Origin of the sequence: Cobetia sp. Ld8, from assembly GCF_045066615.1 — a bacterium.
Lineage (GTDB): Bacteria > Pseudomonadota > Gammaproteobacteria > Pseudomonadales > Halomonadaceae > Cobetia > Cobetia amphilecti.
This window is the reverse complement of the sequence record NZ_JBISHF010000008.1, coordinates 649,483-664,197: the sequence shown is the minus strand read 5'-3', so window position 1 is coordinate 664,197 and position 14,715 is coordinate 649,483. Positions and strand designations below refer to the sequence as shown.

General features: G+C 65.1%; 10 protein-coding genes. 7 read left to right on the top strand and 3 right to left on the bottom strand.

Going from position 1 to position 14,715, the window contains the following annotated elements; genetic code table 11:
• Positions 1-19: 19 nt before the first annotated feature.
• From gatB to gatC, 3 genes are all read right to left on the bottom strand, one after another.
• Positions 20-1,474 (bottom strand): Asp-tRNA(Asn)/Glu-tRNA(Gln) amidotransferase subunit GatB, encoded by a 1,455-nt coding sequence (gatB, locus tag ACJJV2_RS13800; RefSeq protein ID WP_405281712.1) that lies wholly within the window; start codon positions 1,472-1,474, stop codon positions 20-22.
• Positions 1,474-2,952 (bottom strand): Asp-tRNA(Asn)/Glu-tRNA(Gln) amidotransferase subunit GatA, encoded by a 1,479-nt coding sequence (gene gatA, locus ACJJV2_RS13795; RefSeq protein ID WP_153635165.1) that lies wholly within the window; start codon positions 2,950-2,952, stop codon positions 1,474-1,476. The genes gatB and gatA overlap by 1 nt, the downstream gene beginning before the upstream one ends.
• Positions 2,953-3,082: 130 nt before the next feature.
• Positions 3,083-3,370 carry an Asp-tRNA(Asn)/Glu-tRNA(Gln) amidotransferase subunit GatC gene (gatC, locus tag ACJJV2_RS13790; protein ID WP_054555110.1) on the bottom strand — a complete coding sequence of 96 codons (288 nt, stop codon included), beginning with the start codon at positions 3,368-3,370 and terminating at the stop codon, positions 3,083-3,085.
• A 328-nt stretch (positions 3,371-3,698) separates the two neighbouring features.
• Here gatC and ACJJV2_RS13785 point away from each other — a divergent pair, with 328 nt between their 5' ends.
• The 7 genes from ACJJV2_RS13785 (at position 3,699) to tldD (ending at position 14,604) form a co-directional block, all read left to right on the top strand.
• A complete protein-coding gene (locus ACJJV2_RS13785; protein WP_043332576.1) occupies positions 3,699-4,736 on the top strand; it encodes a rod shape-determining protein in 1,038 nt (345 codons plus the stop codon).
• A gap of 64 nt (positions 4,737-4,800) precedes the next feature.
• Positions 4,801-5,778: a rod shape-determining protein MreC gene (gene mreC, locus ACJJV2_RS13780; protein ID WP_405282229.1), complete on the top strand. Its 978-nt coding sequence runs from the start codon at positions 4,801-4,803 to the stop codon at positions 5,776-5,778.
• Entirely contained in the window at positions 5,778-6,260 is a 483-nt protein-coding gene (gene mreD, locus ACJJV2_RS13775) for a rod shape-determining protein MreD (protein ID WP_043332574.1), read from the top strand. Before mreC ends, mreD begins: the two co-directional genes overlap by 1 nt.
• Positions 6,261-6,542: 282 nt before the next feature.
• Entirely contained in the window at positions 6,543-7,151 is a 609-nt protein-coding gene (locus ACJJV2_RS13770; RefSeq protein WP_225996462.1) for a nucleoside triphosphate pyrophosphatase, read from the top strand.
• Positions 7,152-7,337: 186 nt separating this feature from the next.
• Positions 7,338-8,801: a ribonuclease G gene (gene rng / locus ACJJV2_RS13765; RefSeq protein WP_043332570.1), complete on the top strand. Its 1,464-nt coding sequence runs from the start codon at positions 7,338-7,340 to the stop codon at positions 8,799-8,801.
• An 80-nt stretch (positions 8,802-8,881) separates the two neighbouring features.
• A complete protein-coding gene (locus ACJJV2_RS13760) occupies positions 8,882-13,147 on the top strand; it encodes a YhdP family protein (RefSeq protein ID WP_405281706.1) in 4,266 nt (1,421 codons plus the stop codon).
• Entirely contained in the window at positions 13,144-14,604 is a 1,461-nt protein-coding gene (tldD, locus tag ACJJV2_RS13755; RefSeq protein ID WP_166019164.1) for a metalloprotease TldD, read from the top strand. Before ACJJV2_RS13760 ends, tldD begins: the two co-directional genes overlap by 4 nt.
• Positions 14,605-14,715: the final 111 nt, after the last annotated feature.

Sequence of the window (14,715 nt, the reverse complement as noted above, 5' to 3'; positions counted from 1 at the left end):
CAGCGACTGATGGACAGGCTCAGCTGAGACTATCCAGCTTGTCTTTCAGCACCTTGTTGACCTGTTGCGGATTGGCAGTGCCGCGCGAGGCCTTCATCACCTGACCGACGAAGAAGCCGATCATCTTGCCACGCTTGTCCGGCTCGGCTTCCTGATACTGGGTCACCTGGGCCGGGTTGTCGGCGATCACCTGATCGACCACGGCTTCGATGGCACCGGTGTCGGTGACCTGCTTGAGGCCGCGCGACTCGATGATCTCGTCGGCGCTCTTGCCTTCGTCATCCCACAGTGCGGCGAACACCTGCTTGGCGGCCTTGCCGTTGATGGTTTCATCGACGATGCGCTTGATCAGGCCGCCCAACTGGGCCGCGGAGACCGGGCTGACGGTGATGTCGAGGTTTTCCTTGTTGAGACGACCGGCCAGCTCGCCCTGCACCCAGTTGGCGGCCTGCTTGGCGTCGCCGCAGACATCCTTCACTTCCTCGAAGAAGTCGGCCATCTCGCGGCTGGCGGACAGCACGCTGGCGTCATAGGCGGACAGGCCCAGTTCGCTTTCGAAACGCGCGCGTTTCTCGGCCGGCAGTTCCGGCAGGGTCTGGCGCAGGTGTTCGATGTAGGCCTCGTCCACTTCCACCGGCAGCAGGTCCGGGCACGGGAAGTAGCGGTAATCGTTGGCTTCTTCCTTGGTGCGCATGCTGCGCGTCTCGTCGGCGTCCGGATCATACAGGCGGGTTTCCTGCACGACCTTGCCACCGTCCTCGATCAGCTCGATCTGACGCTCCACCTCGAAGTGGATGGCACGCTCGATGAAGCGGAAGGAGTTGACGTTCTTGATCTCCGCGCGGGTGCCGAAGGCTTCCTGGCCCTTGGGGCGCACCGAGACGTTGACGTCGCAACGCAGGGAACCTTCGGCCATGTTGCCGTCGGAGATGCCCAGGTAGGTGACGATGGCGTGGATCGCCTTCACGTAGGCCACCGCTTCCTTGGCGGAACGCATGTCCGGCTCGGAGACGATTTCCAGCAGCGGTGTGCCGGCACGGTTGAGGTCGATACCGGTCATGCCCTGGAAGTCTTCGTGCAGCGACTTGCCGGCATCTTCCTCGAGGTGGGCGTGGTGGATGCGGATCGACTTGCGCGTGCCATCTTCCAGAAGGATCTCGAGCACGCCAGGACCGACGATGGGCTGATCCATCTGGCTGGTCTGGTAGCCCTTGGGCAGATCCGGGTAGAAGTAGTTCTTGCGCTCGAACACCGAACGACCGGCAACGGCGGCATCGACGGCGAGGCCGAAGCGCACGGCCATGGCCACGGCCTGCTCGTTGAGCACCGGCAGGGTGCCCGGCAGGCCGAGGTCCACGGCGCTGGCCTGGGTGTTGGGCTCGGCACCGTAGGTGGTGGATGAGCCGGAGAAGATCTTTGACTGGGTGGCGAGCTGAGCGTGAACCTCAAGCCCGATTACGACTTCCCATTGCATCAGGCTTGCTCCTGTCCGAATTCCGGGCGCTGGCGGTGCCAGTCGGTGATTTGCTGGAACTGGTGCGCGACGCCCAGCAGGGTCTGCTCACCGAAGTGCGGGCCGAGGATCTGCAGGCCCACCGGGCGCTTGCCTGCCAGGCCGGCCGGCACGCTGATGCCCGGAATGCCCGCCAGGTTGATGGCGATGGTGTAGAGATCCTGCAGGTACATGGACAGCGGGTCCTTGTGCGCGCCGAGATCGAACGCCGGGGTCGGTGCCGCCGGGCCCATCAGTACATCGACCTGGTCGAAGGCATCGAGGAAGTCCTGGCGGATCAGGCGACGCACCTTCTGGGCCTTGATGTAGTAGGCATCGAAGAAGCCTTCGGACAGGGTGTGCGTGCCGATGATGATGCGACGCTTCACCTCGTCGCCGAAGCCTTCCTCGCGGGTGCGCTTGTAGAGGTCTTCCAGGTCCTGCGGGTCCTTGCAGCGATGGCCGAAACGCACGCCGTCGTAACGCGACAGGTTGGAGGAGGCCTCGGCCGGCGCGATCACGTAGTAGGTCGGGATGGCCAGGTGGGTATGCGGCAGCGAGATTTCCTGCACGCTGGCACCGGCATCCTCGAAGACCTTGATCGCGGCACGCACGGAAGCTTCGACTTCCTCGGACAGGCCTTCGCCGAAGTATTCCTTCGGCAGGCCGATCTTCAGCCCCTTGAGGTTGTAGTCCAGTCCTTCGACGTAATCCGGCACGCCACGCACCACGCTGGTGGAGTCGCGCGGGTCGGCGCCGGCGATCACGTTCATCAGGCGCGCGCAGTCTTCGGCGGAGCGGGCCATCGGGCCGCCCTGATCGAGACTGGAGGCGTAGGCGATCATGCCGTAGCGCGAGACGCGACCGTAGGTCGGCTTGAGGCCGGTGATGCCACAGAAGGCGGCCGGCTGGCGGATGGAACCGCCGGTGTCGGTGCCCAGGGCGGCCGGCGCAAGGCCTGCGGCGACGGCGGCGGCACTGCCACCGGAGCTGCCACCCGGGACGGCGGACAGATCCCACGGGTTCTTGACGGCGCCGTAGTGGCTGTTCTCGTTCGAGGAGCCCATCGCGAACTCATCGAGGTTGGTCTTGCCGAGAATCACCACGCCTTCGGCCTTGAGCTTCTCGATCACGGTGGCGTCGTAGGGCGCGACGAAGTTGTCGAGCATCTTCGAACCGCAGCTGGTGCGCACACCTTCGGTGCAGAAGATGTCCTTGATGGCCATCGGTACGCCGGTCAGCGCGGCGGCATTGCCAGCGGCACGGCGCGCATCGGCGGCATCCGCATCACGCAGCGCGTCTTCGCGGCACAGGGTGATGTAGCTGTTGAGCTCGCCGTCGAGGCGTTCGATACGGGCCAGGAAGGCTTCCGTCAGCTCGCGGCTGGTGTATTCGCCGGCCTCCAGGCCTTGCGCCAGCTCACTGAGCGTCTTGTCATGTAGTGCAATGGACGATGACATGTTCGATTCCATCAGTGCAGACGATGCGCCGGGCATCGTCCGCAGAAATTCCGGGGCGGACGGGGCGTGCCGCGTGACGTGGTATCCGATGGCAGCCGGTCACGATGCGTGAGCGACCTGCCAGGCGAGATCACTCGACGACGCGCGGAACCAGATACAGACCCTGCTCTGTGGCCGGGGCCACCTGCTGAAAACGCTCGCGCTGATTCGATTCGGTGACTTCGTCCGCGCGCAGGCGTTGCGTGGCTTCCAGCGGGTGCGCCAGCGGTGCGACGCCGTCGGTATCGACCTGTTGCAGCTGGTCGACCATGGCGAGAATCCGGTCGAGATCCTCGACGTAGGCTTCGGCATCCTGCGAGGCAAGACCCAGGCGTGCGAGGTGAGCGGCACGCAGCACATCTGAATGTTCAAGGGCCATTGAAGTTTCCCTGTCTTGGCTTCGAGAGGCTTGAGGTGACGGCAGGAGTCGGAGACGACCACGCGGAATCGGCTGGCGCAAGGTACGCGAAAGGCCGAATTCGAAAATTGTGGTGTCCCGGCAAACCCGATGCCCGTTACCCTGTAAAACAGCGCGCTTTGCAGCGATGGAGCAATCTGTCGCCGAATGCGCCGTTACAGTGTGATTCGGCGTGAAATGTACCACATCTGCGTCGCTCTGGCAGGCGTGTCAGCTTGCCGCCATGGGGTGGCAATGGTACCGTTCGCGTCTGCACAGGGTTCCGGTCTGGACTAGGTGATCAACTTCCATGTTTAAACGTTTACGTGGGCTGTTCTCGAGCGATCTGTCGATCGATCTGGGTACTGCCAACACGCTTATTTATGTGCGCGGTCGCGGTATCGTGCTCGACGAGCCCTCAGTCGTGGCCATTCGCCAGTCCGGGAATGCCCGCAGTGTGGCGGCCGTCGGTGCCGATGCCAAGCGCATGCTGGGGCGTACCCCCGGCAATATCACGGCCATCCGTCCGATGAAGGACGGCGTCATCGCCGACTTCACCGTTACCGAACAGATGCTCCAGCATTTCATCCGCAAGGTGCATCAGAGCACCTTCCTGACACCCAGCCCTCGTGTGCTGGTGTGTGTGCCGTGCATGTCGACCCAGGTCGAGCGTCGCGCCATCAAGGAATCGGCCGAAGGGGCCGGCGCGCGTGAGGTCTACCTGATCGAGGAGCCGATGGCTGCCGCGATCGGTGCGGGCCTGCCGGTGGAAGAGGCGATGGGCTCCATGGTGGTCGATATCGGTGGTGGTACCACTGAAATCGCCATCATCTCGCTCAACGGCGTGGTCTATTCCGAATCCGTGCGTATCGGCGGTGACCGCTTCGACGAAGCCATCACCTCCTATGTGCGTCGCCATTACGGCAGCCTGATCGGTGAGGCGACGGCCGAGCGCATCAAGGAAGAGATCGGTTGTGCCTACCCGGGTGGCGAGCTGCGCGAGATCGACGTGCGCGGCCGCAACCTGGCCGAGGGCATTCCGCGTTCCTTCACGCTCAACTCCCACGAGATCCTCGATGCGCTGCAGGAACCGCTGGCGGCCATCGTCTCGGTGGTCAAGAGCGCGCTCGAGCAGTCTCCGCCGGAGCTGGCCTCCGACATCGCCGAGCGCGGCCTGGTGCTGACCGGTGGTGGTGCGCTGCTGCGTGACATCGACAAGCTGATCGCGGAAGAGACGGGCCTGCCGGTGATCATCGCCGAAGACCCGCTGACCTGCGTGGCGCGTGGCGGTGGCAAGGCGCTGGAAATGATCGATCAGCACACCTTCGAGCTGCTGTCGAGCGATTGACCTCGTCCGGGGCCGGGCATGCTGTGTGCTGTACGGCTGGTCCCGGCCTGTCGGAGGAAGTGCTATCAAACCCCTGTTCACGCGTGGCCCCGTGCCCGGCTACCGCATGCTGTTGTGCGCGGTGCTGTCACTCGCGCTGATGTTTGCCGAAGATCGCTTCAGCTGGATGGTCGATGTGCGCGCCAGCATGGCGACGCTGGTATCGCCCGTGCAGTGGGTCGTCAGCTTGCCGACGGAAGGCATCAGCTGGGGCGCGCTGGTGTTTGCCGACCAGCAGGAGCTGGCCGACGAGAATCGCGCGCTGCGCGAACAGCTGCTCAATCTGTCCAGCCGTGTGCAACGCATGGCGAGCCTGACCTCCGAGAATACGCGCCTGCGCGAATTGCTCAATGCCGGGCAGCGTAGCGATATCCCCTATATCACCTCCCAATTGCTGACCCTCGATGCTGACCCGTTCTCCCACCGCATGGTGGTGGACCGCGGCGAGCAGGATGGCGTGCGCATCGGCTTGCCGGTGCTCGATGCCTATGGCCTCGTCGGCCAGGTCATCTCCACCTCGGCCTACAACAGTCGCGTGCTGATGATCAGTGATGCCAGTCACGCCGTGCCGGTGGAGATCAATCGCAATGGTCTGCGCTTCATCGCCCAGGGCAGTGGCAAGATCGACCAGGTCGATGTGCTGCATGTGCCGGATACCGCCGATATTCGTGTCGGTGATCTGCTGGTGACTTCCGGACTGGCGCTGCGCTTTCCGCGCGGCCTGCCGGTGGCACGTGTCACCGAGGTCTATCATGATCCCGGCAAGCCGTTCGCCCGCGTGAGTGCCGAGCCCATCGCGCAGCTGGAGCGCTCGCGCAACTTCCTGATTCAGATGCCGCCGCCGGTGGATACCGACAACCTGTATGTCGATGACAGCCTCGATGAGTTGCCGCGTGACAACCTGGCGGCGCCCAAACCTGAAGGTGACGACGCCGCACAAGGCTCCGCCGAGGATGCGGCAGACGCTCAGGCACCCACCGATGCTGCCGGGGAGAACAACTGATGGCCTTTCGTCCCCAGACCACCTTGCTGTGCTGGTTCTCGCTGCTGCTGGCGCTGTGTCTGCAGGTCATGCCATTGCCGGATGTATGGCTGATCTGGCGGCCCCAGTGGCTGGGTCTGATGCTGGTCTACTGGTGCATCGTCTCGCCGCAGAGTGTCGGAGTCTTCCACGGCTTCCTGTTCGGGCTGGCGCTGGATGTCCTGCAGGGCGCACCGCTGGGGCACAACGCCCTGGTACTGTCGTTGACGGCCTTCATGGGTGTGCTGCTCTATCAGCGCATTCGCGCCTATTCACTGTTGCAGCAGGCGTTGCTGGTGATCGTGGTGCTGGGCATCGCGCAGTTGCTGGATCAATGGCTGCGCAGCCTGTTCGGTGCCGGCCCCGTCAGCCTGTCGTTCCTGCTCTCGGCGGTCATCGGTGGCGCACTGTGGCCGTGGCTCTATACCCTGCTGCAGATGCTGCGTCGGCGGGTCGCGGCCTGAGTGCCACTGGCACGTCGATAGCGCTTCTTATGAGCTTCCAAAAGCCGCCTACGGGCGGCTTTCTGGTACTTGTCAGCCATGTTTCTCTTCACGAGGTCTTCCATGTCGTCCACTTCCAGGTCATCCACTTCCAGGCCATCCACACCTGATACCGAAAGCCCCACTTCCTCACTCTTTGCGAACTCTGACGCCGCGGGGCAGCGCAAAGTAAGGCCTCAGGGCATTGCTCAACAGGGCACTGATGAACAGGGCACTGATCAACAGGGCGCTGCTCATGCGGAATTGATTCTGGCCTCGGGGTCGCCGCGTCGTCGCGACCTGCTGGCCAGTATCGGCATCCAGTGTGAGGTGGCGCCGGTGGATATCGATGAGACGCCGCAGGCCAATGAGTCGCCGGAGCATTACGTGCTGCGTCTGGCGCGGGAGAAGGCGCAGGCCGGCTTCGCGGCCCTGGCGCAGCGGACGGCAGGCCAGACGGCGGGGCGGCGAGTGCTCGGCGCGGATACCGCGCTGGCACTGGATGGACGCATTCTCGGCAAGCCGCGCGATGAGGCCGATGCGCGCGAGATGCTGCTCAGCCTGTCGGGGCGCAGCCATCAGGTGCTCAGTGGCGTGGCGCTGTGTCATGGCGACGCCGGGCGCGACATGCGCTGCGCGAGCGAGCTGGTCGAGAGCCGCGTGACTTTCCGCACCATCACCCCTGAGGAGGCTGCGCGCTACTGGGCGACCGGTGAGCCGGCTGACAAGGCAGGTGGCTACGCCATCCAGGGGCTCGGCGCCGTCTTCGTCAGTCATCTAGAGGGCAGTTACAGCGCAGTGGTCGGACTGCCGCTGCATGAGACCGCAGAGCTTCTGAGCAAGGCGGGCGTTCAGCCGTGGCAACCGCTCTGACGGGGGGATGTTCCGCACTGCGTCAGTCGGGTGTCGAGACAGCACTCCAGCGCCATCGTGATGGACGATGGCTTGCGTGCGTGGCACAAAATACCCGTTGCAGGAAATCCTTAGTCGATAGATCACAGCCGGGGGCTCCCTTGCTATGTCATAATCGCAAGCAACGACTTTACAAGGACTTGCGCTATGAGCGGCGAGGTATTGATCAACCTGACACCGATGGAGACCCGCGTGGCGGTGGTCGAGAACGGTGTCCTGCAGGAAGCCTTCATCGAACGCAGCGGGCGACGCGGCATCGTCGGCAACATCTACCGTGGCAAGGTGGTGAGAGTGTTGCCCGGCATGCAGGCGGCCTTCATCGACATCGGTCTCGAACGGGCCGCCTTCATCCATGCCCAGGAAGTCATGCCGGCGCACACGCCGCATGATGAGCAGCTCTCGATCCGCGAGCTGCTCAGCGAAGGCCAGCCACTGGTGGTGCAGGTCACCAAGGACCCCATCGGCACCAAGGGCGCCCGGCTGACCACGCATCTGTCGGTGCCGTCACGCTACCTGGTCTACATGCCGGACTCGCCGCATACCGGCGTGTCGCAGCGCATCGAGAGCGATGCCGAGCGTGACCGCCTCAAGGAGCTCACCGAGCAGTGCCTGACGGCGCTGGACCCGGAAGCGCCCGGCGGCTTCATTCTGCGCACGGCGGCCGAAGGCATCAGCGAGGCCGAGCTCAAGCAGGACATGCACTTCCTGCTGCGCCTGTGGCGCAAGGTCAGCGAGCGTCGCCTGACCGCCGCCGTGCCCAGCGTGATCTATGATGATCTGCCGCTGTTCATGCGCACGCTGCGCGACGTGATGCGTGACGAGATCGAGCGCGTGCGCATCGACTCGCGCGAGAACTTCATTCGGCTCAAGGAGTTCGCCAGCGAGTTCATGCCGGACATGGAAGGGCGCATCGAGTATTACCCCGGCGAGCGGCCGATCTTCGATCTGTTCAGTGTCGAGGATGAGCTGCACAAGGCGATGGGCCGCAAGGTGCAGCTCAAGAGTGGCGGCTATCTGGTGATCGACCAGACCGAGGCGATGACCACCATCGACGTCAACACCGGGGGGTTCGTCGGTCATCGCAACCTCGAAGAGACCATCTTCAAGACCAATCTCGAGGCGGCGACCGCCATCGCGCGCCAGCTGCGGCTGCGCAATCTCGGCGGCATCATCATCATCGACTTCATCGACATGGAAGAGACCGAGCACCAGCGCCAGGTGCTGCGAGTGCTCGAGAAGTCGCTGGAGCGTGATCATGCCAAGAACAAGATGACCGGCGTGACCGAGCTGGGCCTGGTGCAACTGACGCGCAAGCGCACGCGCGAGAGTCTGGAACAGGTGCTGTGCGAGGCCTGCCCGACCTGTCAGGGGCGCGGCACCCTCAAGACGCCGGAGACGGTCTGCTACGAGATCTTCCGCGAGATCATGCGCGAAGAGCGCGCCTACAGCCCGGATACCTACATGGTGCTGGCCTCGCAGAACGTGGTCGATCGCCTGCTGGACGAGGAATCCGCGGCCGTGGCGGACCTCGAGAGCTTCATCGGCAAGACCATCCGCTTCCAGGTCGAGGCGCATTACACCCAGGAGCAGTACGATATTGTGCTCATGTGATCTGTCAGCCGCCGCGCCTGCGATGAAGCCGGGAGTCGCGTTATCCACATCGTGAGTCTGTCCTGTTCGGAGAACCACCAGTGACCCGTTCTACCTCACCAGAGGCGGCACGTTCTACCTCGCAAGAGGCGGCGCAGGAGGGCGTCGAAGACGCCCCGTCTTCGTCAGCTGCGACGCCAGCGCCACCCTCGCGTGGGCGGCGCTGGGCGCGCGGGCTGCTGATGGCGCTCGCGGTGCTGCTGGCGGTGCTGGCCATCCTGATCGGGGGCCTGCGCTGGTGGTTGACCACGTTGGATTCGCGCAGTGAGTCCATCAGTGACTTCATTGCCACCCAGACCCACTCCAATGTGGGGATGTCATCGCTTGAGGGCCGCATGGATCACCTTGATCCGGCCATCAAGCTGTCGGGTCTCAACCTCTTTCGACCCAACGAGATGCAGGCGGCGCCGCTGTTGAGCGTGTCGCATCTGGAAACCCGTCTCGATGTACTTTCCTCCCTGCGCCATCTGGCGCCTGTCTTTGATCGCGCCACCGCCACCGGCGTCATCGTGCATCTGTACCAGCGCGAAGATGGCAGCTGGGGCTGGCCAGGGCCGCCGCGTCCTCCCGAAGCGCTCGAACCCGAAGGACAGATGAGCCTTGCGCAGACGGAGCAGGGGCTGGCGCTTTTGGCGCGTCAGCGTGTGCGGCTCGAGGACGTGCGTCTGGTGCTGCATGGTCGCAACGATACCCTCAACCTGAATGCCGCCGAGCTGCTGCTGTCGGGAGAAGGCGATCGCGCGCATCTGGAAGGCCAGTTGCGGGTCGGGGAATCGCCTCAGGCCGGTGTCAGCGCCGTGCTGGAGGTGCTGCCGGGAGATGACGGCCTCGCCGACTACTCGGCCCAGCTGCAGGTGGAGCTGGACGCCGGTGCGCTGGCGAGTGTCGGGCGCCTGATGGGCGAGCGCGACAGCCTGATGCTGCGCGACGCCGATGGCAACGCGACGCTGTGGGCGCGCTGGCGTGACGCGCGACTGGAAGATGCTCGTCTGCGTCTTGATCTCAATCGCCTGACGCTGGATCACCATGGCGCCCAGCTGGCGCTCAAGGACATTCATGCGCGTGGCCAGTGGCTGCGCGACCTGGCGGGCAGTGATCGCTGGCAGGCCTGGCTCAATCAGATCTCGGTCGGCGCCTCGCAACTCGATGACGCCCCGGTGGCCGGCACTCCGGCGGCCGACGCTTCGGTGGCAGATAGTGACGGCCAAGCGCCGCAAGCGGCGTCATCGCCAGAAGTCTCCGCGGCGCTTGCCAGTCTGCCAGAGCGTATTTCGCTGTCGGGGGATCTCGCCGAGGGCAGCGTGTCGCTGGTCACCAGCAGTTTCGATCTGGAGAAGGTGGCACGTTGGCGCAATGTGCTGGCGCTCGGCGAGCTGGGCAATGTGCTCGAGTCTCTCGATCCGCGTGGCACGGCCACTGGCCTCTCCCTGTCGCTGGCCGGGATTGGCCTCGATGCCCCGCTGACCATGAAGCTGGCGCTGGGCCTCACCGGCGCCGAGGTGGAACCCTGGCAGGGTGCCCCGGGGCTCGGACCCCTGGCGGCCTGGGTCACCGCGCAGAGTCTTGATGAGGGTGGCATCGCGAGCCGGATCGCGTTTCGCGGTGACCAGGGCATGCGCTTCCACTTCCCCGAGGTCTTCGGCGACGGCTGGCAGCTCGAGGCTGCCGACGGAGTGGTCGAGGTCAAGGTCGATGACAGTGGCAGCAGCGTCTCGGGGCATGACCTGCATATCCAGCGCGCTGGCGCCGATGTGACGGGCGGCTTCGGCCTGCAGATTCCCGCACAGGACCATGATCGCTTCCAGCTGGATCTCGAGATGCGCGACGTGAACGCCCGCAGCATTCCGCTGGCCTCCTGGTTGCCGATGAAGGTGCTGGACCCGGCGCTGAGCGAGTGGTTGACACGCGATGTCGCGGGGCAGGTCCCCGAGGGCAGCCTGCATCTCACTCAGGTGTGGGATGACGACAATGGTGAAAATGGCTATGGCCCCGGCGATTCGATGGACCTTGAGCTGGCCATTGAGGATGGGCGACTCGGTTATGCCGAGGGCTGGCCTGCGCTGGAGGGCGTGAAGGGCAACCTCGCGCTGCATGACAATACGCTGAGTGCCACGGTCGCGGCGGCGCACTCTCAGCCGGCCACGGCGCTGGGCAGTGCAGCGCCCCTGGCGGTGCGTCAGGCCGACGTCGACATGCAGGACAACACCTTGAAGATTCAGGGTGATGTGACCGGCAGCGTCGAGGCGCTGTTCGACCTGCTCTCGCATGCGCCGCTCGAGGATACCGCAGCGCTGATCGCCGAATGGCAGGGCAAGGGCTCGGTGGATGCGACGATGGATATCCGCGTGCCGCTGGAGGACGCCGAGCAGACGCGCATCACGGCGGCGGGCAAGGTCGGCGAGCGCCAGGCGGCGACGCTGGCCTTCCCGGGGCCGGGCATCGAGGTTGAGGGCATTCGCGGGCCACTCGAGTTCGTGCATGACCCATCCCGCCCCGAGGGGCGCCGTGAACAGTTGGCCGGCAATCTCTCCGGCAAGTTGTTCGGCGGTGCGGTCAAGGCGGCGCTCTACATCGGACAGGCAGATTCAAGCAGCAAGGGCGCGATCACCTTCGATGGCAAGGCGCCATTGGCACCGGTGCTGAGCTGGCTGGGCGCGCCCGAGCACCTGATCGGCGATGCCGCCGAGAACACCCGGGCCGCCTTGCAGGACGGCGAGAGCCCGCGCGCGCTGGGCGGCGAGTTCAACTACCAGGCGCGCCTGATGCTGCCGGATGACGGCGCCAGTCTGGCGCTCTCGAGTGACCTCAAGGGAGTCGCCATCAATCTGCCGGCACCCTTTGGCAAGACGCGCGATCAGGCGGCTCCGCTGGCGGTGGATATCGGGCTCGCGGAGGGTGGCGGCGATGTTCGCCTCGACAATCGCGCCCGTGCACGCTGGAAAGGCGGCAATACGCGTGACGATGGCAGTACGGTGCCGATGACGGGGCAGCTGTGGCTGGAGCGTTGGCCGAGTGACCCGCAGTGGCCCACCCAGACCGGCTGGGACATCGCCTGGCGCACGCCGACCCTCGCCCCCGAGCTCTGGAAGTCGTGGGCGGGAGCGCTCTCCGGTGATGGCAGCGCGAGTGATGGGGGCAGCGACGCTGAGCAGAGCGACCCCCTGCGTGCCTTGTCACGCCTGCGCGTTGCCACCGATTGCCTGATGATCCAGTCCCGGTGTACGGGGCCGATGACGCTCGAGGCCGCGCCGCGCCAGAGCTCGCAGCAGCAAGGGCTGGGGCTGGCCGCGACGCTGGATGGTCAGCTCGCCAGTGGCGAGCTGGTGTGGCAGTCAGGCGCCGCGCGACCGCTGATTCTGGACCTGGACACCCTGAATCTCGATGCCCTGTGGCCCGCGGATGCCGAGCAGGAGACGCAGACCGCCAGTGCGCCAGGCAACTTTACCGAGGCTATCGATGTCGGCATCGAGCCGACGCCGTATCCCGCTGAGCTTGCCGACCTGCCCGCGGGCAGTCTGCGTCTGGCACACCTCATCTGGCGCGATCAGCAGCTGGGGCCGATCAGTGCCGACTGGACCGCCGACAGCCAGCAGCTGGTGGTGTTGCCGCTCTCCATCACGCTGGGCAAGATCACCGCGGTGGGCAACATCACCTGGGAGGATGCCGGCACCAACAGTCTGACGCGCGCTCGCCTGTCCGCCGATGGCAGTGACCTGGGCGGGTTGCTCGAGCGTCTCTCCCAGCCGCGCGGCATCGAGGCGGACCGCGCCCGGGCCGAGGTCAAGCTGGCCTGGCCCGGCGCGCCGCAGGACTTTGCCCTGTCGCGCTCCAATGGTCGCGTCGAGATCAAGCTGGATGACGGACGCTTCCTGAATCTGGGCTCGACCTCCGCCCGCCTGCTGGGGCTGGTCAATGTGGATAACCTGCTGCGCCGCCTGTCGCTGGACTTCTCTGACGTCACCGACAAGGGGACGGCCTTCGACAAGGTGCGCGGCGCAGCGACGCTCTTCGATGGGCGGCTGGAAAGCGATGGCCCCTTGCGTATCGAGGCGCCGTCCACCACCGTGACACTCAACGGGCAGGTCGATCTGCTTCGCGGTACCCTTGATCAACGCATGGCCATCACGGTGCCGGTCAGCCAGAACCTTCCGCTGGCCGCCGTGCTGGCAGGCGCGCCCGCCGTGGGCGGGGCGCTGTTCGTGGCCGACAAGATCTTCGGCCGCTTCATCGACAAGGTGACGCAAATTCACTATCGGGTATCAGGCCCCTGGGGCGACCCGAACATTACTCTGGAAAGTGCCGAATGACGCAAAATGCGAGTTCCGGTCGCGTGCTCGACGATGCCGCGGCCCTGTTGCTGACCCCGGGCGGGCTCAGCCTGGATGATCTGGATGCTGGCCTGGCACATGCCATGGGCCCGGGCACCGACTATGCCGACCTCTACTTCCAGCGTATCTGGCAGGAGAGCTGGGTGCTGGAAGACGGCGTCGTCAAGGACGCCAGCTACAACATCGATGGCGGCGTGGGCGTACGCTCACTGGCGGGGGAAAAGACCGGCTTCGCGTATTCCAATCAGATCGATGCCGCCGCGCTTGCCGACACTGGCCGTACTGCAGCGGGTATCTCGCGCAGCGGCAGCAGCGGCACGGTCGCGCGCTCGATCATCACCGAGGCACCGTCCTTCTATGCGGGCATCGACCCGCTGAATGGCCTGAGCGCCGAGGACAAGGTCGCGATGCTCAAGGAAGCGGACCGCATCGCGCGCAGCCTTGACCCGTCCATCAGTCAGGTATCGGCCTCGCTGTCGGCGCTTTACGAGGTGGTGATGGTGCGTGCCAGCGATGGCACCCTCGCCGCGGACCTGCGTCCGCTGGTGCGTTTCAACATCAGCGTGATCGCGGTGCGCAATGGCCGTCGCGAGCGTGGCAGTGCCGGTGGCGGTGGTCGTTTCCCGCTGACCCGTCTGCGCGATGAGAATGTCGCCGAGCGTTACGCGCGTGAAGCCGTGCGCCAGGCGCTGGTCAATCTCGAGGCCATCGATGCACCGGCCGGTCAGATGCCGGTGGTGCTGGGCAATGGCTGGCCGGGCGTGCTGCTGCATGAGGCGGTCGGTCATGGTCTGGAAGGTGACTTCAACCGCAAGGGCAGCTCTGCCTTCTCGGGCCGCATGGGTGAGCAGGTCGCGGCACGCGGCGTCACCGTGGTCGATGATGCGACCCTGGCCGATCGCCGCGGCTCGCTGTCCGTCGATGACGAAGGCACCCCGGGGCAGTACACGCCGCTGATCGAGGACGGCATCCTCACCGGTTACATGCAGGACAAGCTCAATGCCCGCCTGATGGGCATGGCGCCGACGGGCAATGCGCGTCGTGAGTCCTTCGCGCACCTGCCGATGCCGCGCATGACCAATACCTACATGCTGGGTGGCGATCGCGATCCGCAGGAGATCATCAAGAGCGTCAAGCGTGGCCTCTACGCGGTCAGCTTCGGCGGTGGTCAGGTCGATATCACCTCAGGACGTTTCGTGTTCTCCGCCAGCGAAGCCTATCTGATCGAAGACGGCAAGGTGACCACGCCGGTCAAGGGCGCCACCCTGATTGGCAACGGGCCGGAAGCCATGGGCCGCGTCTCGATGATCGGCAACGACCTGGAGCTGGATACCGGTGTCGGCGTGTGTGGCAAGGACGGCCAGTCCGTGCCCGTCGGCGTCGGTCAGCCGACGCTGAAGCTCGATGAGCTGACGGTCGGCGGCACGCAATCCTGAGCGGGTCGCGTTCACAATGAAGCGATGAATACGACGACACCGCCGTGGCAGGGCCATGGCGGTGTCGAGGAAGCGCTTGAGGATCAGCACGTCAGAAGCAGTACGTCAGAG

Bases quoted from the DNA above. Each gene is read 5' to 3' on its own strand.
- rng (WP_043332570.1), top strand. From the start codon at position 7,338: ATGAGCGGCGAGGTATTGATCAACCTGACACCGATGGAGACCCGCGTG.
- mreD (WP_043332574.1), top strand. From the start codon at position 5,778: ATGGCCTTTCGTCCCCAGACCACCTTGCTGTGCTGGTTCTCGCTGCTG.
- gatA (WP_153635165.1), bottom strand. From the start codon at position 2,952: ATGTCATCGTCCATTGCACTACATGACAAGACGCTCAGTGAGCTGGCG.
- tldD (WP_166019164.1), top strand. From the start codon at position 13,144: ATGACGCAAAATGCGAGTTCCGGTCGCGTGCTCGACGATGCCGCGGCC.
- gatB (WP_405281712.1), bottom strand. From the start codon at position 1,474: ATGCAATGGGAAGTCGTAATCGGGCTTGAGGTTCACGCTCAGCTCGCC.
- ACJJV2_RS13785 (WP_043332576.1), top strand. From the start codon at position 3,699: ATGTTTAAACGTTTACGTGGGCTGTTCTCGAGCGATCTGTCGATCGAT.
- gatC (WP_054555110.1), bottom strand. From the start codon at position 3,370: ATGGCCCTTGAACATTCAGATGTGCTGCGTGCCGCTCACCTCGCACGC.